At 65.2% G+C, this 19,129-nt stretch carries 19 protein-coding genes; 18 read left to right on the top strand and 1 reads right to left on the bottom strand.

Translation table 11 applies throughout. From position 1 onward, the window contains the following. Nucleotides 1-75 precede the first annotated feature (75 nt). The 10 genes from EHH60_RS21375 to mmsB all read left to right on the top strand — a co-directional run bounded on the left by EHH60_RS21375 (nt 76) and on the right by mmsB (nt 11,281). Nucleotides 76-1,620, top strand: a complete 1,545-nt coding sequence (locus EHH60_RS21375) for a sugar ABC transporter ATP-binding protein (RefSeq protein WP_124161416.1) — start codon at nt 76-78, stop codon at nt 1,618-1,620. Further along, nucleotides 1,617-2,609 carry an ABC transporter permease gene (locus EHH60_RS21370; protein WP_124161415.1) on the top strand — a complete coding sequence of 331 codons (993 nt, stop codon included), beginning with the start codon at nt 1,617-1,619 and terminating at the stop codon, nt 2,607-2,609. Before EHH60_RS21375 ends, EHH60_RS21370 begins: the two co-directional genes overlap by 4 nt. Continuing rightward, a complete protein-coding gene (yjfF, locus tag EHH60_RS21365; protein WP_124161414.1) occupies nt 2,606-3,586 on the top strand; it encodes a galactofuranose ABC transporter, permease protein YjfF in 981 nt (326 codons plus the stop codon). The genes EHH60_RS21370 and yjfF overlap by 4 nt, the downstream gene beginning before the upstream one ends. Then, on the top strand, nt 3,583-4,359 hold the full coding sequence (locus EHH60_RS21360; protein ID WP_124161413.1) for a FadR/GntR family transcriptional regulator: 777 nt from the start codon (nt 3,583-3,585) through the stop codon (nt 4,357-4,359). The genes yjfF and EHH60_RS21360 overlap by 4 nt, the downstream gene beginning before the upstream one ends. Beyond that, on the top strand, nt 4,356-5,282 hold the full coding sequence (locus EHH60_RS21355; RefSeq protein WP_124161412.1) for a Gfo/Idh/MocA family protein: 927 nt from the start codon (nt 4,356-4,358) through the stop codon (nt 5,280-5,282). The genes EHH60_RS21360 and EHH60_RS21355 overlap by 4 nt, the downstream gene beginning before the upstream one ends. 2 nt (nt 5,283-5,284) lie before the next feature. Beyond that, nucleotides 5,285-6,361, top strand: a complete 1,077-nt coding sequence (locus tag EHH60_RS21350) for an aldose epimerase family protein (protein ID WP_124161411.1) — start codon at nt 5,285-5,287, stop codon at nt 6,359-6,361. Then, nucleotides 6,361-7,239 carry an SMP-30/gluconolactonase/LRE family protein gene (locus tag EHH60_RS21345; protein ID WP_199751743.1) on the top strand — a complete coding sequence of 293 codons (879 nt, stop codon included), beginning with the start codon at nt 6,361-6,363 and terminating at the stop codon, nt 7,237-7,239. Before EHH60_RS21350 ends, EHH60_RS21345 begins: the two co-directional genes overlap by 1 nt. 72 nt (nt 7,240-7,311) lie before the next feature. After that, on the top strand, nt 7,312-8,382 hold the full coding sequence (chvE, locus tag EHH60_RS21340; RefSeq protein WP_124161409.1) for a multiple monosaccharide ABC transporter substrate-binding protein: 1,071 nt from the start codon (nt 7,312-7,314) through the stop codon (nt 8,380-8,382). A 134-nt stretch (nt 8,383-8,516) separates the two neighbouring features. Further along, on the top strand, nt 8,517-10,094 hold the full coding sequence (mmsA, locus tag EHH60_RS21335; protein ID WP_124161408.1) for a multiple monosaccharide ABC transporter ATP-binding protein: 1,578 nt from the start codon (nt 8,517-8,519) through the stop codon (nt 10,092-10,094). Continuing rightward, the gene (gene mmsB / locus EHH60_RS21330; protein ID WP_124161407.1) at nt 10,091-11,281 is read left to right on the top strand and encodes a multiple monosaccharide ABC transporter permease; all 1,191 of its coding nucleotides are present in this window, start codon (nt 10,091-10,093) and stop codon (nt 11,279-11,281) included. The genes mmsA and mmsB overlap by 4 nt, the downstream gene beginning before the upstream one ends. Before the next feature lie 90 nt (nt 11,282-11,371). Here mmsB and EHH60_RS21325 read toward each other — a convergent pair whose 3' ends face one another. Next, nucleotides 11,372-11,542 (bottom strand): hypothetical protein, encoded by a 171-nt coding sequence (locus EHH60_RS21325; protein WP_199751754.1) that lies wholly within the window; start codon nt 11,540-11,542, stop codon nt 11,372-11,374. 155 nt (nt 11,543-11,697) lie between these two features. Between EHH60_RS21325 and EHH60_RS21320 the strand changes: the two genes are divergently transcribed. The 8 genes from EHH60_RS21320 (at nt 11,698) to EHH60_RS21285 (ending at nt 18,958) form a co-directional block, all read left to right on the top strand. Then, nucleotides 11,698-12,273, top strand: coding sequence for a cytochrome c oxidase subunit 3 family protein (locus EHH60_RS21320; protein WP_124161405.1), 576 nt, complete (start codon nt 11,698-11,700; stop codon nt 12,271-12,273). A 2-nt stretch (nt 12,274-12,275) separates the two neighbouring features. Beyond that, the gene (locus EHH60_RS21315) at nt 12,276-12,536 is read left to right on the top strand and encodes a cytochrome C oxidase subunit IV family protein (protein WP_124161404.1); all 261 of its coding nucleotides are present in this window, start codon (nt 12,276-12,278) and stop codon (nt 12,534-12,536) included. A gap of 94 nt (nt 12,537-12,630) precedes the next feature. Further along, nucleotides 12,631-13,083, top strand: a complete 453-nt coding sequence (locus EHH60_RS21310; protein ID WP_124161403.1) for a c-type cytochrome — start codon at nt 12,631-12,633, stop codon at nt 13,081-13,083. Nucleotides 13,084-13,120: 37 nt separating this feature from the next. Then, nucleotides 13,121-14,467, top strand: a complete 1,347-nt coding sequence (locus EHH60_RS21305) for a cbb3-type cytochrome c oxidase subunit I (protein WP_124161402.1) — start codon at nt 13,121-13,123, stop codon at nt 14,465-14,467. Nucleotides 14,468-14,528: 61 nt separating this feature from the next. Then, entirely contained in the window at nt 14,529-15,341 is an 813-nt protein-coding gene (locus EHH60_RS21300; RefSeq protein ID WP_124161401.1) for a CbbQ/NirQ/NorQ/GpvN family protein, read from the top strand. A 5-nt stretch (nt 15,342-15,346) separates the two neighbouring features. Continuing rightward, complete coding sequence (locus tag EHH60_RS21295; RefSeq protein WP_124161400.1) at nt 15,347-17,263, top strand: nitric oxide reductase activation protein NorD; 1,917 nt, start codon at nt 15,347-15,349, stop codon at nt 17,261-17,263. Nucleotides 17,264-17,337: 74 nt separating this feature from the next. Continuing rightward, the gene (locus EHH60_RS21290) at nt 17,338-18,000 is read left to right on the top strand and encodes an HAD family hydrolase (protein ID WP_124161399.1); all 663 of its coding nucleotides are present in this window, start codon (nt 17,338-17,340) and stop codon (nt 17,998-18,000) included. 7 nt (nt 18,001-18,007) lie between these two features. Next, nucleotides 18,008-18,958, top strand: coding sequence for a sugar-binding transcriptional regulator (locus EHH60_RS21285; RefSeq protein WP_124161398.1), 951 nt, complete (start codon nt 18,008-18,010; stop codon nt 18,956-18,958). Nucleotides 18,959-19,129 lie beyond the last annotated feature (171 nt).

Here is a 19,129-nt window from a genome sequence, read left to right as displayed (position 1 = left end):
TCTTCGAAACCGCTGCGCGAACGAATAGGCTGGGCGTCCGCATCATAAGCGGACGCCGGTGGGAGTGACGTCGCGATGGAAAACAGTTCCGATCCTGCTTCGCCGCTGCTGGAGGTGCGCGGGATCAGCAAGAGCTTTGGTGCGGTGCGCGCGTTGCAGGAGGTCGACTTCACGCTGCGTGCCGGCGAGATCCATGCGCTGCTCGGCGAGAACGGCGCCGGCAAGTCCACGCTGATCAAGGTGATCACCGGCGTATTCCCGCGCGATGCCGGCATTGTCAGGATCGGTGGTGAAGAGGTCGCGCCGCGCTCGGCCAAGGCGGCGCTTGGGGCCGGCATCGCCACCGTCTACCAGGAAGTCAACCTGCTGCCGAACCTGTCGGTGGCGCAGAACCTGTTTCTCGACCGGCAGCCGATGCGCTTCGGCATCGTGCGCGAAAGCGAGATGCGCCGCCGTGCCAAGGCGCTGCTAGCGGATTTCAGCCTCGATGTCGATGTCGCCGCGCCGCTCGGCAACTATTCGGTGGCGATCCAGCACGTCACCGCGATCGCGCGCGCCGTCGATCTCTCCGCGCGCGTGCTGATCCTGGACGAGCCGACCGCCAGCCTGGACCGCCATGAGGTCGAGATTCTCTTCGGCATCATGCGCCAGCTCGCTCAGCGCGGCATCGGCATCGTCTTCGTCAGCCACTTCCTCGACCAGGTCTACGAGATCTCCGACCGCATCACGGTGCTACGCAACGGCCGCCTGGTCGGCGAGCGTGAGACAGTCTCGCTGCCGCGCCTCGACCTGATCCGCATGATGCTCGGTCGCGAGCTTGCAGAGACCACCAGCGCGCGGGCTTCCGTCACCGAGCACAAGGCGCGCGAGATCTGCGCGAGCTTCGAAGGTTACGGCAAGGCCGGTTACATCGCGCCGTTCAATCTCGAGCTGCGCCATGGCGAGGTCGTCGGCCTTGCCGGATTGCTCGGCTCGGGCCGGACCGAAACCGCACGGCTGGTGTTCGGCGCCGAACGCGCCGATCGCGGGCAGGCGACGGTGGAAGGCGCGCCGGTGCGGCTGCAGTCGCCGCGCGACGGCGTGCGCCACGGTTTTGGCTATTGCCCGGAGGAGCGCAAGACCGACGGCATTGTTGCCGAACTCAGCGTGCGCGAGAATATCGTGCTCGCGCTCCAGGCCAAGCGCGGCCTGCATCGTCCGCTGTCGCGCCGCGAGCAGGACGAGATCGCGCGCCGCTACATCAAGATGCTCGACATCCGTCCCGCCGATCCGGAACGGCCGGTGGGCCTGCTCTCCGGCGGCAATCAACAGAAAGTGCTGCTGGCGCGCTGGCTCGCGACCTCGCCGCGGCTTCTCGTGCTGGACGAGCCGACCCGCGGCATCGATGTCGGTGCGCATGCCGAAATCATCCGCCTGATCCGCGAACTGTGCGACGAGGGCCTGGCGCTGCTGGTGATCTCCTCCGAGCTCGACGAGATCGTGACCTATTCGGACCGCGTCGTGGTGCTGCGCGACCGCGCCCATGTCGAGGAGCTCGCTGGAGAGGCGATCGACGTTGGCAACATTCTCGCGGCGATCGCCGCCGATGGCGCCGCGACTGCGCATGAGGGTCGGGCATGACAGCGCTGCTGCCGCGCCGCGGCCTTGCCCAGGTCCTGGCGTTGATCGTCATCCTGGCGATCGATCGCATCGTATCACCTCAGTTCTTCGACCTGCGCCTGCAGGAGGGGCGGCTGTTCGGCAGCCTGATCGACGTGCTCAATCGCGGCACGCCCGTGGCGCTGCTCACGCTCGGCATGGTGCTGGTGATCGCGACGCGCGGTATCGATCTCTCAGTCGGCGCCGTCATGGCGATCTCGGGCGCCATCGCGGCGAGCCTTGCCGACAGCCACGGGCTGCCGATCGTGCTGGCGGCCGCGCTTGGCGCCGGACTCGTCTGCGGTCTGTGGAACGGCTTCCTCGTCGCCGTGCTCGGCATGCAGCCGATCGTGGCGACGCTGATCCTGATGGTGGCGGGACGCGGCATTGCCCAGCTGATCACCGAGGGGCGCATCGTCACCTTTTCCTCACCGGACCTGGTCTGGCTCGGCAATGGCTCGGTACTCGGCCTGCCGGTGCCGGTCGTGATTGCCTTGGGCATGCTGATCCTCACCGCCGCGGTGGTGCGCGGCTCGGCGCTCGGCCTCCTGATTGAGGCCACCGGCGGCAATGCCCGGGCGAGCGAGCTCGCCGGCGTCGGCACTCGCGCCATGATCCTTTCTGTCTACGTCTGGTGCGGCGTGTGCGCGGCGCTCGCCGGCGTGATCGCGGCGGCCGACATCATGGGTGCCGATGCCAACAATGCCGGTCTCTGGCTCGAGCTCGATGCCATCCTCGCGGTCGTGATCGGCGGTACCTCGTTGTTCGGAGGCCGTTTCAGCCTCGTGCTCGCCGTGTTGGGGGCGCTCATCATCCAGACCATGAATACCGGCATCCTGCTGTCGGGCTATCCGCCGGAGTTCAATCTGCTGGTCAAGGCGGTGGTGGTGCTGGCGGTGTTGCTGCTTCAATCACCGAAACTGTCGGGGTTCGCCGGCATTGCCATGCGGCTGCGGAGGACCAAGGCATGAAAGGCCTGCCGCCCGTCCTCATCACGGCCATCGTGCTCGTTGCGGGCTTCGCGCTCTGCGCGATGCAGTTTCCAAATATTGCTTCGACGCGCGTGTTAGGAAACCTCCTCACCGACAACGCCTTCCTCGGCATCGTCGCGACCGGCATGACATTTGTGATCATCTCCGGCGGCATAGATCTTTCGGTCGGATCGGTGATCGGCTTCACCACCGTGTTCGTTGCACTTGCGATCGAGCGCTGGGGCGTGCCGCCACTGGTCGCCTTCGTCGCCATTCTCGCGCTCTCGGCAGCGTTCGGTGCGGCGATGGGTGTGGTGATCCATGTCTTCGACCTGCCGCCCTTCATCGTCACGCTGGCCGGCATGTTCCTGGCGCGCGGTGCGAGCTTCCTGCTCTCGACCGAATCGGTGCCGATCACCGCGCCGGTCTATTCCACCGTGTCGGACTTCGCGCTGCGGATGCCCGGCGGGGGGCGGCTGACCGCGATCGCGATCATCATGCTCGTGATCGTGATCGGCGGCGCCTTGCTTCTGCGTCTCACCCGGTTCGGCGCCAACGTCTATGCGCTCGGCGGCAGCCGGACCACCGCAAGCCTGATGGGCGTTGCCGTCGGCAAGATGACGATCAAGATCTACATGCTGTCGAGCCTGCTCGCTGGCATCGCAGGCATCGTCTTCTCATTCTACACCAGCGCCGGCTATTCGCTCTCCGCTGTCGGTGTCGAGCTCGACAGCATCGCCGCCGTCGTGATCGGCGGCACGCTGCTCACGGGCGGCCAGGGCTCGGTGATCGGCACCTTCCTCGGCGTGCTGATCCAGGGCTTGATCCAGACCTACATCAATTTCGACGGCACATTGTCGAGCTGGTGGACCAAGATCGCGACCGGCGTGCTACTGTTCGCTTTCATCGCCTTGCAGCAGGGGCTGGTCGCGCTGGCGCGCCGGCCGGTGGTCAAGAGCGCAGGAGCGGCGTCATGACCTCTCGCATCCTCGTCATCCCGACGCGGCGGGCTCACTCCAACCATGCGGAAGTGGCCCGTTCGATCGGCGTCGACATCATCGCCGGCCGGTATGCGGAAGGCACGCGTCTACCGGGCGATGCCGAGATGATCGCGATGTTCGGCGTGTCGCGGCCGGTGCTGCGGGAGAGCGTGAAGACGCTGGTCGCCAAGGGTCTGCTCACCACCAAGGCGCGGGTCGGGACCGTCGTGCGCGAGCGTGGCGCCTGGAACATGTTCGATGCGGATGTGCTGGCCTGGCACCTCGACGCCGGCATCGACAAGCGCTTCCTCAACGATCTCGCCGAAATCCGCCTCGCGGTCGAGCCGCGTGCGGCCATGCTCGCGGCGGCGCGGCGGTCGGAGGAAGATCTCGCCGAACTTCGGCGCAGCATGGAGCGCATGCGGCGTGAGGCGTCCGACTCGGCGGGCTTTGCCGATGCCGATCTCGCGCTTCACGTGGCCGTGGCGCGTGCCTCGGGCAATTTGTTTATGCGCTCGATTGGGCACGTCATCGAGGCCGCGCTGCGCGCATCGTTCCTGCTCAGCGCCCCGGTCGAGCCGGAGGATCGCAACACTGTGCTGTTGTGGCACCAGAAGATCGTCGATGCCATCGCGGTCGGTAATGCCGATGCTGCCGCCGAAGCGATGGTCTTCGTGATTCACAACGGAATGCATCGCCATGAGGGTGCCGCGATCGAGACCGCGCCGGCCGAGGCGCTGCCGTCGGCGGATACTGGAGAACGAGCGTGACAGACCTTCGCATCGCCATCGTCGGGTTCGGCAAGATCGCGCGTGACCAGCATGTCGGCGCGATCGCCTCGGTGCCGGGCGCGACACTGGCGGCCGTCGCCAGCCGCAACGCGTCGCTGCCGGAATTGCCGCATTTTGCCACCATCGAGGAACTGCTGGAGAAAGGGCCGCCGATCGATGCCGTGTCGCTCTGTACGCCGCCCCAGGTGCGCCGGGCCCAGGCCGCCGCCGCGCTCGCTGCCGGCAAGCATGTCATGCTGGAGAAGCCGCCGGGCACCGGCGTTGCCGAGCTCGATCCGCTGATCGCAATGGCGGCGGAGGCAAAGCGCACGCTGTTTGCGACCTGGCATTCGCGCCATGCACCGGCGGTCGAGCCGGCGCGGCAATGGCTCGCCGAGCGCCGCATCGCCTCCGTGCAGATCAGCTGGAAGGAAGACGTTCGCGTCTGGCATCCCGGCCAGGCCTGGATCTGGGAGCCGGGCGGCCTCGGCGTGTTCGATCCCGGCATCAACGCGCTGTCTATCCTCACCAGGATTCTGCCGAAAGCCGTGTTCGTCACCGCGGCCGAGCTGGCCTTCCCGGCCAATTGCCAGGCACCGATCGCGGCGAACCTGACACTGACTGATATCAGCGGTCTGCCTGTGACCGCCGAGTTCGATTTCCGCCAGACCGGGCCGCAGAGCTGGGATATTGTCGTCGAAACCGATCAGGGCCGGATGACTCTGTCCAGCGGCGGCGCGCGCATGTCTGTCGACGGCAAGGTGCTTGCCGAGGCACCCGATGAGGAATATCGCGGCCTCTACCGGCGCTTCGTCGAACTCGCGGCGACCGGCGCAAGCGACATGGACCTGACGCCGCTGCGTCTCGTCGCCGACGCCTTCCTGCTGGGCAAGCGCACGATCGTGGAGCCGTTTGTGGATTGAACATGGCCGCATCAAAAATCACCAGAGACGATTTTGGGACGCTGCCGGACGGCCGCAAGGTCGAACGCATCGTGCTGCGCGGGCAGGGCGGCTTCGAGGCGCGGATCATCACCCATGGCGCCGTGCTTCAGGCGTTGATCGCCCCGGACGTGCAGGGCGGCGACGACGACGTGGTGCTCGGCCACGACACATTCGCAGGCTATCTCGCCGAACGAAATTTTTTCGGTGCAACCGTCGGCCGCTATGCCAACCGCATTGCCAAGGGGCAGTTTTCGCTCGACGGTGAGACGGTACAGCTTGCCGTCAACAACGGCCCCAATGCGCTGCACGGGGGCCTCGACGGATTCGACCGCAAGCTCTGGGAAATTGCGGACCTCGACGAGGGCGCCGAACCCGCGGTGACGCTTACCTGTGTCAGCCCGCAGGGCGAGGAGAACTATCCCGGCCGGCTCGACGTGCGGCTGACCTATCGCATCACGGGCCCGGCCGAACTCTCGCTCATCATGGAGGCGCGGACGGACCGGCCGACCATCGTCAATCTCACCAACCACAGCTTCTTCAACCTCGAGGGCGCGACGTCGGGTACGTCCGTCCTCGATCATAAGCTGATGGTCGCCGCCGACCATTTCCTCGCGATCGATCCTGCCGCCATTCCGCTGCCGGAGCCGCCACGGCCGGTGGGGGGCACGCCGTTCGACTTCCGCGAGCCGCGACCGGTCGGCGAGCGCATCCGCGAGAGCGATCAGCAATTGCAGAGCGGCAGAGGCTATGACCACACTTATTGCCTCAGACGCGACGGCAAGCTCGGGCTGGCGGCGCGGCTGGAGGCGCCGCGCTCGGGACGGATCATGGAACTGCTCACCGACCAGCCTGGGCTCCAGGTCTATTCCGGCAATTATCTCGATGGCACGATCTCGGGGAAGGGCGGCAAGCTCATTCGTCAATCGGACGCCATGTGCCTGGAGCCTCACATCTGGCCGGACGCGCCGAACCGGCCGGACTTTCCGAGCCCGCGTCTCGACCCCGGCGAAGTCTACCGCCATCATACGGTCTATCGTTTTTCAGTGAGGTCACCATGATGGAACAGGTGCCCACGACTGTGCTCTCGGACCATCCCTGTCATCTGGGCGAAGGGCCGACTTATGACGTGACCACCGACACTGCCTGGTGGTTCGACATCCGCGAAGGGCTGCTGTTCGAGGCGCGGCTCGACAGCGGGAGCATCCGCGTCCATGCGCTCGGCCGTTTGGCGAGCGCGCTCGGACGCATCGATGCGGCGCGCCAATTGATCGTCGCGGAGGACGGTCTCTACATCCGCAAGCTCGCCGATGGCGCGATGACGCTGCTCTGTCCGCTCGAAGCCGACAATCCCGCGACCCGCTCCAACGACGCGCGGGTGCATCAATCCGGCACGTTCTGGATCGGCACCATGGGACGCCAGGCGGAAGCAGGCGCGGGCGCGATCTATGCGTTCCATCGCGGCAAGATCTCGACGCTGTTTTCCGGCATCAGCATTCCCAACTCGATCTGCTTCGCGCCCGATGGCGCCACCGGCTATTTCGCCGACAGCGCACGCGCCGTGCTCTACGCGGTGCCGCTCAATCCCGCCACGGGTCTGCCGCGTGGCGAGCCGGAGGTGCTGTTGCGCCACAGCGGCATCGGCGGCCTTGATGGCTCGGTGTGCGATGCCGACGGATTGATCTGGAATGCCTGCTGGGGTGCGGGCCGGATCGATGTCTATTCGCCGCAAGGCGAGCGTCTGCACTCACTGGGCGTGCCGGCAAAGCAGGCGAGTTGCCCCGCCTTTGTCGGCCCGGATCTGTCGCGCCTGCTCGTCACCTCGGCCTGGCAGGACATGGACGCGACTGCGCGCGCCGCCGATCCGCAAGCCGGTTGCACTTTCTTGCTGGAGGCATCCGCGCGCGGACGCGTGGAGCCCGACGTCAAGCTCGCATAGGAGACCAGAGGCATTCCACGACCACGTTCTCGACGTCACGAAGAAACAGTCTGACACTTAAGGGAGTGAAACATGCTGAAACTGAAGACGACATTCCTCGCGCTGGCGCTGGCCGGCGCTGCCACGATGGCCGGAGGCGTCACCGCGTTCGCCCAAAAGGCGACCGTCGGCATCGCCATGCCGACGAAGTCGTCGGCGCGCTGGATCGATGACGGCAACAACATGGTCAAGGTGCTGAAGGAGCGCGGCTACAACACCGACCTGCAATATGCCGAGGACGACATTCCGAACCAGCTCTCGCAGGTCGAGAACATGGTGACCAAGGGCGCGAAAGCGCTGGTGATTGCCGCGATCGACGGCACCACGCTGTCCGACGTGCTCAAGCAGGCAAAAGCAAAAGGCATCACGGTGATCGCCTATGACCGCCTGATCCGCGGCACGCCGAGCGTCGACTATTATGCGACCTTCGACAATTTCCAGGTCGGCGTGCTCCAGGCGCAATCGATCGAAAAAGGCCTCGGTCTCAAGGAAGGCAAGGGTCCTTTCAACATCGAGCTGTTCGGCGGCTCGCCCGACGACAACAACGCCTACTTCTTCTACAACGGCGCGATGAGCGTGCTGAAGCCCTACATCGACGGCGGCAAGCTCGTCGTCGCCTCGGGCCAGATGGGCATGGACAAGGTCGCAACCCTGCGCTGGGACGGTGCCACCGCGCAGGCCCGCATGGACAATCTGCTCAGCGCCTACTACGGCAACAAGAAGCTAAACGCCGTGCTGTCGCCCTATGACGGCATCTCGATCGGCATCATCTCCTCGCTGAAGGGCGTCGGCTACGGCAGCGCCGACCAGCCGATGCCTGTTATCTCTGGCCAGGATGCCGAAGTGCCGTCGATCAAGGCCATGCTGCGCGGCGACCAGTATTCGACCATCTTCAAGGACACCCGCGACCTCGCCAAGGTGACAGCCGACATGGTCGACGCCGCGCTGGCCGGCAAGGAGGTCACCGTCAACGACACCAAGACCTACGAGAACGGCGTCAAGACCGTCCCGTCCTATCTGCTCAAGCCGGTGGTGGTCTACAAGGACAATTGGGAGAAGGTGCTGGTCGACAGCGGCTATTACAAGAAGTCGCAGTTCCAGTAAATTTCTTGCTCCGTCATTCCGGGGCGATGCGAAGCATCGAACTATGGTGCGCAATTGCGCACCTGAGAATCTCGAGGTTCCGGGTTCGCCCTACGGGCGCCCCGGAACGACGGTGATCTAGGGACACTAAAGCCATGACCGCCATGTTGGAGATGCGCAACGTCAGCAAGAGCTTTGCCGGTGTGCAGGCGCTGCGCGACGTCAACTTCTCGGTTCACGCCGGGCAGATCCATGCGCTCGTCGGCGAGAACGGCGCCGGCAAATCGACGCTGATGAAGGTGCTCAGCGGGGTCTATCCGTATGGCAGCTACGAGGGCACCATCGTCTTCGAAGGCGAGGAGCGGCGCTTCCGCGACATCAACGATTCCGAGGCGCTCGGCATCATCATCATTCATCAGGAGCTGGCGCTGATCCCGCTGATGTCGATCGCGGAGAATATCTTCCTGTCGCATCCGCCGTCGAAGCTAGGGGTGATCGACCGCGACGAGGTCTACCGGCGCACGCGCGAGCTGCTGGCGCAGGTCGGCCTCAATGAGTCCCCCGATACGCTGATCACCGATCTCGGCGTCGGCAAGCAGCAGTTGGTCGAGATCGCCAAGGCGCTGTCCAAGCGGGTGCGCATGCTGATCCTGGACGAGCCGACGGCGAGCCTCAACGAGGCCGACAGCGCCGCGCTGCTCGAACGTCTGCTGGCCTTCCGCGAGCAGGGCATCGGCTCGATCCTGATCTCGCACAAGCTCAACGAGGTTGCCAAGGTCGCCGACCACATCACGGTGCTGCGCGACGGCCGCACCGTCGACAGCATCGACTGTCATGCTGAGCCGATCCAGGAAGACCGCATCATCCGCAGCATGGTCAATCGCGATCTCGCGCACCGCTTCCCGGAGCGCAACGCGAAGATCGGCGAACCAGTCCTCACCGTCGAGAACTGGTCGGTCTATCACCCCATCCATCCCGAGCGGCAGGTGATCAAGAACGTCAATTTCAACGTCAGGCGAGGCGAGGTCGTGGGCATCGCCGGCCTGATGGGGGCCGGCCGCACCGAATTCGCCATGAGCCTGTTCGGCCGCTCCTGGGGCACCAATGTCAGCGGCTCTCTCCGGCTCGAAGGCAGAGAGATGGTGTTGCCGAGCGTCGCGGCCGCGATCGACGCCGGCCTCGCCTATGTCACCGAGGACCGCAAGCAACTCGGCCTGATCCTCGCCGACGACGTCCGCAAGAACATCACGCTCGCCAGCCTCGACCAGATCGCACCCAGGAGGGTGATCGACGACATCGCCGAGCTGAAGGTCGCCAGCGACTACCGCAGCCGCATGCGCATCCGCTGCTCGGACGTCTACCAGGAGACCGGCCAGCTCTCCGGCGGCAACCAGCAGAAGGTGGTGCTGTCGAAATGGCTGATGACCGACCCCAAGGTGCTGATCCTGGACGAGCCGACAAGGGGCATCGACGTCGGTGCCAAATACGAGATTTACTGTATCATCAACGAGCTGGCGGAGGCCGGCCGCGGCGTCGTGGTGATCTCCTCGGAAATGCCCGAGCTGCTCGGCATCTGCGACCGCATCTGCGTGATGAACGACGGAGCGTTCGTCGGGGAGTTCAAGGGCGCTGAGGCGACGCAGGAAAAAATCATGCGCGCCATCATGCGCAACGAACGAAGCATTGGGAACGCCGCGCCAGCGGCCGCGGAGATGGGAGGATCGCAGCCATGACCGACAAGACGGTGTCGCTGCCGGAGGAGCGCCGGCACGGCAGCTTCATCAAGAACAATTTGCGCAATTACGGCATGCTGATGTCGCTGATCGCGATCATGCTGTTCTTCCAGGTCGTGACTGGCGGCACGCTGCTGCAGCCGCTCAACCTCACCAACCTGGTGCTGCAGAACAGCTACATCGTCATCATGGCGCTCGGCATGCTGCTGGTGATCGTCACCGGCCATATCGACCTCTCGGTCGGTTCGGTCGCAGGCTTCATCGGCGCCGTGGCCGCGGTGCTGATGGTGACCTACAAGGTCGACTACACGCTTGCGTTCATCGCCTGCCTTCTGGTGGGCGCCGCCATTGGCGCCGCGCAGGGCTATTGGGTGGCCTATTTCAAGATCCCGTCCTTCATCGTCACCTTGGCGGGGATGCTGGTGTTCAAGGGCCTGGCGCTCGCGGTGTTGCAGGGCCAGTCGCTCGGGCCGTTCCCGGCAACGTTCCAGAAGTTGTCCTCCGGCTTCATTCCGGAGCTGCTGCCCGAAGCCGGCACGCTGCATCCAACATCCATGCTGATCGGCGCCGTGCTTGCGCTCGGCCTCGTCTACGCCAGCGCCAAGGGGAGGTCGCGCGAGCAGTCGCACGGTATCGAGGTCGAGCCCTACGTGTTCTTCCTCGGCAAGAGCATCCTGCTGGCCTGTGCCGTGCTCTATTTCACCTATCTGATCGCCTCGCATCGCGGCCTGCCCAACGTGCTGGTGATCATGACCGCGCTGATCGCGCTCTACGGCTTCGTCACCCGCCGCACCGTGATCGGGCGGCAGATCTACGCAGTCGGCGGCAACGCCAAGGCGGCAAGCCTGTCGGGCATCAAGACCGAGCGGCTGACCTTCCTGACCTTCGTCAACATGGGCGTGCTCGCCGCGCTCGCCGGCCTCGTCTTCGCCGCGCGCCTCAACACCGCGACGCCCAAAGCGGGTCTCGGCTTCGAGCTCGACGTCATCGCCGCCTGCTTCATCGGCGGCGCCTCGGCCTATGGCGGCGTCGGGCGCGTCGGCGGTGCCGTTGTCGGCGCCATGATCATGGGCGTGATGAACAACGGCATGTCCATCCTCGGCATCGGGATCGACTACCAGCAGGTGATCAAGGGCCTGGTGCTGCTGGGGGCGGTGTGCATCGACGTGTATAATCAGCGGCGGTAGTATAACTGCTTGTGTCCCGGCTCTGCGCCGCATCACGCCGCAGGAGCGGCGCGCTGCATTGCGTCCGGAATACGAGAGTTCCCCCACGCGCTACTGGGTCGTGAACAGCACCGCCGCGATCGCGACGGAGAGGCCTACCGCCGATACGGTGGCCACCGTCGACAATACCCCCATTCGCCGGAGCGCGATGGCGAAGGCGATGATGATGGGTGTGGCGGTCATCAACCCGATCTGTGCATCACTCATGTGATCATTGGCCATTCCGTGGAACTCTGAGCTGGTTCGTACTGCGATCCGGCCGGTCGGACGTTGTGTCGGCGCAAAGAAGCGCACCGCAATTCCCCAGTTTGTCCGGCGACAAACTCGGAACCGGGCGGCCGGGCTAAGTCTGGCCGGTGTCCTGATCCGGAAAGACGATGTCGACGGCCGAGTGCGAACAGCACCAAAGCGGCTGGGGAATTCTGGAAGATCTCCCCGGCGATCCCATGATCTGGGTGCTGATCTTCAGCGAGCTCGTCGCCTTCGGCTTGCTCCTCGGCGCCTTTTCGGTCACCCGGGCGATCCACCCCGCGCTGTTCGCGGCCGGGCAGTCAGCACTCGATTCGAATCTCGCCGGCCTCAATACCGTCGTGCTGGTCACCAGCGGCTGGGCGGCGGCAAAGGCGACGAAGGCAGCGCGTGCCGGAGAGCGGCCGGTGGCGCGATGCTGGATTTTCGGCGCGATGGCGCTCGGCGGTCTCTTCATCGCGATCAAGCTCGCCGAATATGGGGACGAAATCGGGCGAGGCGTCGGACTCGAAACCAGCCCGTTCTTCACGCTCTACTTCCTCCTGACCGGCTTTCATCTTCTGCATGTCGGCCTCGGCATCGTCATCCTCGCCGTGGTCTGCCGCCGCGCCGGGATATCGGGCGTCGAGACGGCAACGGCGTTCTGGCACATGGTCGATCTGGTCTGGATCGTCATGTTCCCGATTCTCTATCTGGTGAAATGACGATGCCGGATCGTCTCGATATCACCTGGATCGTGCTGATCGGCCTCGCGCTCGCGACCATCCTGCTGCCACCGCTGGTGCCGCGGCCGCTGCTCGGCAACGCACTGCTGCTCGCCTTCGCCGCACTCAAGGGTCACCGGATCGCGCTCGACTTCATGGATCTACGCGCCGTGCCCGCACTTTGGCGTGGTCTCGTCGCGAGCTGGATCCTGATCGTCCTGCTGCTTGCCTGGCTCGCCTCGGCCATCGTCGCCCTGATCTGATGCGCTCATTGCGCCCTGACAAAGAACGGGCCGGGCAAAGCGGCAATAAATCACACCATCGCGGTTTCGCAGGAATCAACGGAAAGGATTGGCAATGGCTGAACGCCTGACCAAGTCGGCCGCTCGAAATGTCTTCTACGGCGGCTCGGCCTTCTTCTTCGCCATCTTCATAGGACTGACGGCGCACAGCCATTACTACATGGCCACGACCTCTACGGACACGACGATGCTGACGTCGTCGGTCGCCCGCGGCAAGCATGTCTGGGAAAAGAACTCCTGCATCAATTGCCACACCCTGCTCGGTGAGGGCGCCTATTTCGCGCCTGAGGTCGGCAATGTCTGGGATCGCTGGGGCGGCAACGAGGACCCCGCCGCCGCGCGCGAGACACTGAAGGCCTGGATGCAATCGCAGCCCTCGGGCGCGCCGGGCCGGCGGCAGATGCCACAGTTCAACCTCACCGACCAGGAGCTCGACGATCTCGCCGACTTCCTGCAATGGACCAGCAAGATCAAGCGCCAGGAATGGCCGCCGAACAAGGCCGGTTGAGCACGCTGTTTCCTCTTCCAAGACAGAGAGATCCGAGATGAAATATCAGACCCAGAAAGTCGCGATGCTGTACTTCTACGGCGCGCTGACTCTGTTCCTCGCGCAGGTCCTGTTCGGCCTCGTCGCCGGAACCATCTACGTCCTGCCCAACACGCTGTCGACACTCCTGCCGTTCAACATCGTCAGGATGATCCACACCAACGCGCTGATCGTGTGGTCGCTGATCGGCTTCATGGGAGCGACCTATTTCCTGCTGCCTGAAGAAACCGAGACCGAGCTGTACAGCCCGCTGCTGGCCAAGATCCAGTTCTGGTTGTTCTTCGGCGCGGCAGGCGTGGCCGTGGTCGGCTACCTCTTCCACTATCACGAAGGGCGCGAGTTCCTCGAGCAGCCCTTCATCATCAAAGTCGGAATCGTCGTCGTCTGCCTGATGTTCCTGTTCAACGTCACCATGACGGCACTGAAGGGCCGCAAGACCACGATCACGAACATCCTGCTGTTCGGCTTGTGGGGCGTTGCGATCTTCTTCCTGTTCGCCTTCTACAATCCTGCGAACCTCGCGCTCGACAAGATGTACTGGTGGTACGTCGTCCATCTCTGGGTCGAGGGCGTCTGGGAGCTGATCATGGCCTCGGTGCTGGCCTATCTCATGATTAAGCTCAACGGGATCGACCGCGAGGTCGTGGAGAAGTGGCTCTACGTCATCATCGGCCTTGCGCTGTTCTCCGGCATCCTCGGCACCGGCCATCACTTCTACTGGATCGGCGCGCCCGGCTACTGGCAATGGATCGGATCGCTGTTCTCCACGCTCGAGGTGGCACCGTTCTTCACGATGGTGATCTTCACGGTGCAGATGACATGGAAGGCCGGCCGCAAGCATCCGAACCGCGCTGCGCTGCTGTGGTCGGTCGGCTGCTCGGTGATGGCCTTTCTAGGCGCCGGCGTCTGGGGCTTCCTGCACACGCTGTCCTCGGTGAACTACTACACCCACGGCACCCAGGTCACCGCGGCGCATGGCCATCTCGCCTTCTTCGGCGCCTATGTGATGCTCAATCTGTCCGTCATGGGCTATGCGATCCCGCAGATCAGGGGACGCGCGCCCTACAACCAGTGGCTCTCCATGGCGAGCTTCTGGATCATGTGCACGGCCATGATGGTGATGACCTTCGCGCTGACCTTCGCCGGCGTGGTCCAGGTTCACCTCCAGCGCGTGCTCGGCCAGGGCTACATGGACGTGCAGGACCAGCTCGCGATGTTCTACTGGGTCCGGCTCGGCTCCGGCGTGTTCGTCGCGATCTCCGCACTGATGTTCGTCTGGGCGGTGCTGGTGCCCGGTCGCGCCAAGCAGGCGGTCATCCCCGGCGCATTGCAGCCGGCTGAGTGAACACAGGGGCGGCCGCGGCCCGCTGCGGCCGCCCTCATCATGTGAATTCCGGAGAAAGACCATGAACGCAGCACTTCTCGCCGTGGCGAAGCCCGAACCCCAGCTGCCGGCCTATGTTGCTAGCGGCAACGAATGCACGCTGTTCGAACACGCCTGGCGCAATCAGCTGCCGGTCCTGCTGAAGGGGCCGACCGGCTGCGGCAAGACGCGCTTCGTCGCGCATATGGCTGCACGGCTTGGACTGCCGCTCCACACCGTCGCCTGCCACGACGATCTCACCGCCGCCGATCTCACCGGTCGCTATCTCTTGCGGGGCGGCGACACGGTATGGACCGACGGTCCGCTGACGCGCGCGGTGCGCGAGGGCGGCATCTGTTATCTCGACGAAGTCGTGGAAGCGCGCAAGGACGTCACCGTGGTGCTGCATCCCCTGACCGATGACCGCCGCATCCTGCCGCTGGAGCGCACCGGCGAGGAGCTTGCGGCGCCGAAGAGCTTCATGCTCGTGGTCTCCTACAATCCCGGTTATCAGACGCTGCTGAAGGCGCTGAAACCGTCGACGCGGCAGCGCTTCGTCGCCGTCGAATTCGGCTTCCTGCCGTCCGAGCAGGAAATCGCCGTCGTCTCCGCCGAAAGCGGACTGCCGCCGGAGCGCGTGCGGCCGCTTGTCGGGCTGGCTGGCCGGCTGCGCGCACTGAGGGGACACGACCTGGAGGAGGGCGTCTCGACCCGGCTCGTGGTCTATTGCGCGACCCTGATCGCCGCCGGCACGCCGATCGCCGATGCAGTGCTTGCCGGCATGATCGAGCCGCTGACGGACGATGCCGACGTCAAGGCGGCGCTGCTCGACGTCGCGCGCGCCATGATCGGGTGAGGCCCATGCTCGACTTCCTCGAACTGGAGGAAACGGTCGGTCGCGCCTGGCATCGGATGGTCGGCGACACTTCGAGCTATCCGATTCACGACGATCACGCCGTCGCCCTCGCAGAGGTGAGGAGCCGGCTCGCCGTGATGTTCCGCGCGCTTGGCGGCGAGTCCGGCGTGCAGATCGCGAGCGCAGGCGCACGCCGGGCAGGCCATCGTCTCGGCTGGCGGCAGCGTATCGGCCTCGGAGACGAGCGACTCGAGCAGCCGGGCCGCGACGCCGCAACCATCTTCCTGCCCGATCGCATCGCGATCTTTCCCGACCGGGACCTGAACGCAGCGCTCTATCGCTGGCTTGCGGCATGGTTCGCGGCCGCCCCGATCGAGGCGATCGCGGAAGTCAATCCGCTGCGGCGGGACCTTTTGGTGTTGCGGCGGGCGAGCGAGACCGCGGTCTGGGTGCTCACGCAATTCCCAGGGCTCGTCGCCGATTACGCGCAGCTTGCCGCGGCCACCGCCGAGGCCCGGCCCCGTCGTCCTTTGCCGCGCATCGAGCAAGAGATCGAGCAGATCGTCTTGGCCCTGCTCGGAACCGGAAGAGCGCCCGCAGGCAGGCTGTGGCCGGCGATGATGGGGACGGGCCCGCTGCCGGAAAGAGCGCCGCCGGGCTATCGCTCGATGCTGCCGTGTCCGCTCTGGGGCGACTGCTGGACGCGCGAGCTCTCGCCCGCACATGCGGGCGAAGACGAATGCGCACCGGGCGCGGAGGCCGCGGCGAAGGACGACCGCAGGCGCTTCGCCGTCCGCGAACACGAAGACAACGCAAATCGTCGCGATCCCTTCGTGCTCAACCGGTTCGAGAAGATCCTCGCGATGGCCGAGATGGTCAATGTCGACCGCCCGGCTGATGACAGCGAGGACGAGGATGCGCAGAAGGCAGCCGACGATCTCGAGGAGATCACGCTCAGCCGCCGCAGCGGCAAGCCGGCGAGCCGGTTCAAGTTCGATCTCGACCTGCCGCCGGAGGCCCTCGACGCCTCGCAGCTGAATGCGGACCGGACCTATCCCGAATGGGACTATCGCAGCAACTCCTACCTGCCGGATCATTGCCGGGTGCTCGGGGCTGTGGCGTCCGAGGAAGGCGAGAGCTGGACGGCGGATGACGCCATGCGCCGACACATTCGCCAGGTGCGCCGCCGCTTTGAGGCCCTGCGTCCGCGTCACGAAATGATGCGCGCCCAGAGCGACGGACATGATCTCGACCTCGACGCGCTGGTGCGCGCGCGGTGCGACCTCAGTGCCGGGAGTGGCGGCGGTCTCGATCGCATCCATGTCGCGATGCGCCCCCAAGGGCACGATCTCGCCGTCACGCTGCTGGTCGACGTCTCGCTGTCGACCGATGCCTGGGTCGACGGCTATCGCGTGCTCGACGTCGAAAAGGAATCGCTGCTCGTGCTCGCGCACGGGCTGTCGGCTTGCGGCGATCATCACAGCATCCTGACTTTCACCTCGCGTCGACGTTCCTGGATACGGCTCGAGACTGTCAAGGCGTTCGGCGAACCCATGAGCGGAGTCGTCGAGCGCCGCATCGGGGCGCTCAAGCCCGGCTATTACACGCGGATCGGCGCCGCGGTACGCCACGCCTCGGCCGAACTCGCGCGCCAGCCGCAGCGCAAGAAGCTGCTGCTCGTTCTTACCGACGGCAAGCCGAACGACGTCGACCACTATGAGGGGCGCTTTGCGGTCGAAGACACCAGGAAATCCGTGCAGGAAGCGCGTCGGCTCGGCATCGCGGTCTTCGGCGTGACGATCGACGCGGCGGCACAAACCTACTTTCCGACGCTGTTCGGGCGCGGTGGCTACGCCATCGTCGGCAACATCAGGCGCTTGCCGGCGGCGCTGCCGGCGATCTACCGTCAGGTGGCGCATTGACCCGGACGAACTGAACCACAGGTCGTCTTGTGTGAGCTATTGCTCAGAGATTGGGTATATGATCGAATGGCTGGATGACCGAAGGCCAGCCGCAACCCGATCTGATCATCTTCGACTGCGACGGCGTGCTCGTCGACAGCGAGCTTTTGAGCTGCCGTTGTCTGTCCGAAGCGCTGGCCGGGGTCGGTCTCGCGCTCAGCGAGGCGCAGGCGCTGGAGTTGTTTCTCGGACGCAGCACCAAGGCGATCGAGCAGCATTATCGTGGTCTCGGGCAGTCGCTGCCGGACAGCTTCCTGCCGGGATTGAAGTCACGCGTTCTGGAGACGTTTGCCACATCGCTCGAGACGATTCCGGGGGTAGGGGCGGTGATCTCGCGGCTAACCGTGCCGGTCTGCGTGGCCTCATCGAGCGACATCGATCGCGTCTCGCTGTCGCTCGACGTCACTGGTCTGCGGGCACATTTTGGCGATCGGATCTACACCGCGCAGATGGTCGAGCGCGGCAAGCCGGCGCCCGATCTCTTCCTCTACGCGGCAGAGAAAATGGGGGCGCAACCTCGGCGCACGCTGGTGATCGAGGACAGTGTCAGCGGCGTGCAGGCGGGCAAGGCGGCCGGCATGACCGTCTGGGGATTTGTCGGCGGCAGCCATTATCGTGCTCGCGACGGCCGCGCTATATTGTCCGCCGCCGGGGCCGATCGGGTCTTCGCACACATGAGCGATTTCTGGGAGGCGTGAGGCCCGCATGGCCGCCGAGAACGACAGGTCGAGACTCGACGATGCCGCCCGCGCCGGCTGGCTCTATTTCATCGCCGGCCATACCCAGGACGAGATCGCAAAGATGCTACAGGTCTCTCGCGCCTCGGCGCAGCGGCTCGTCTCGCTGTGCCTGGCCGAGCGGCTTATCACCTTCCGGCTCGAGCATCCCATCGCCGCCTGCATGGAACTGGCGGCGCGCCTGAAGGAGCGGTTCGACCTCGTCCATTGCGAGGTGGTGCCGGCCGATGCCGCCGCGCCGCAGGCGACCGCAGGCATCGCCGAACGCTGCGCCAACCTGCTCGATGCGACGCTGCGCTCGGAAATGCCCGTCATCGTTGCGCTCGGCACCGGCCGGGCAGTACGTGCCGCGGTCGAGCGCGTCACGCCGATCGACCGGCCCAATCACCAGATCGTCTCGCTGGTCGGCAACATCTCCGCCGACGGTTCGGCGAGCTTTTACGACACCGTTGGCCGGCTCGCCGACCGCACCGGTGCGCGTCACTATCCGATGCCGCTGCCGTTCCTGATGTCGTCGGAAGACGAACGCAACAGGATGGTGCGCATTGAACCGATCGCCAGGGTAAAGGCGGTGGCGGCCAAGGCGGATTTGCGTCTCGTCGGTATCGGCCAGATGGACCAGAAAGCGCAGGTCCACATCGACGGCTTCGTCACCCGCGACGAATTGTTCGAGATGATGCGCCTCGGCGCCATCGGCGAGATCACCGGCTGGGCCTATGATTCCAAGGGCCGCCTGCTCAAGGTCGGCACCAACAAGCGCCTGACCAGCATCCCGCCGGAAGTGCCGGCGAAGACCACGACCATTGGGGCAGCTGTCGGTGCAGCCAAGGTCGCGGCAATCGCGGCGGCGCTGAGTGGTCGGCTAATCAACGGGCTCATCACCGACGAGACGACGGCAAGGGCGATTCTGGAGCGGTAGGGCGGAGCTGCGCGGCAATGCGACTCCGCTCCCTCTCCCGCTTGCGAGGGCTTTGCTTAATCGGGCGTGCGGGAGCAGTTCCCGATATGAGACTTTTTTGCGAGGCGTCGATCGGCGCGCGGCGTCGAACGATTGCGTTTTCGCGGCCGATCGAGGGCGTTGGGCTGCGGC

This window comes from Bradyrhizobium sp. RP6, assembly GCF_003837805.1.
GTDB lineage: Bacteria > Pseudomonadota > Alphaproteobacteria > Rhizobiales > Xanthobacteraceae > Bradyrhizobium.
Note: the sequence above shows the minus strand (reverse complement) of the source record. Positions and strands in the feature narration are given on the sequence as shown.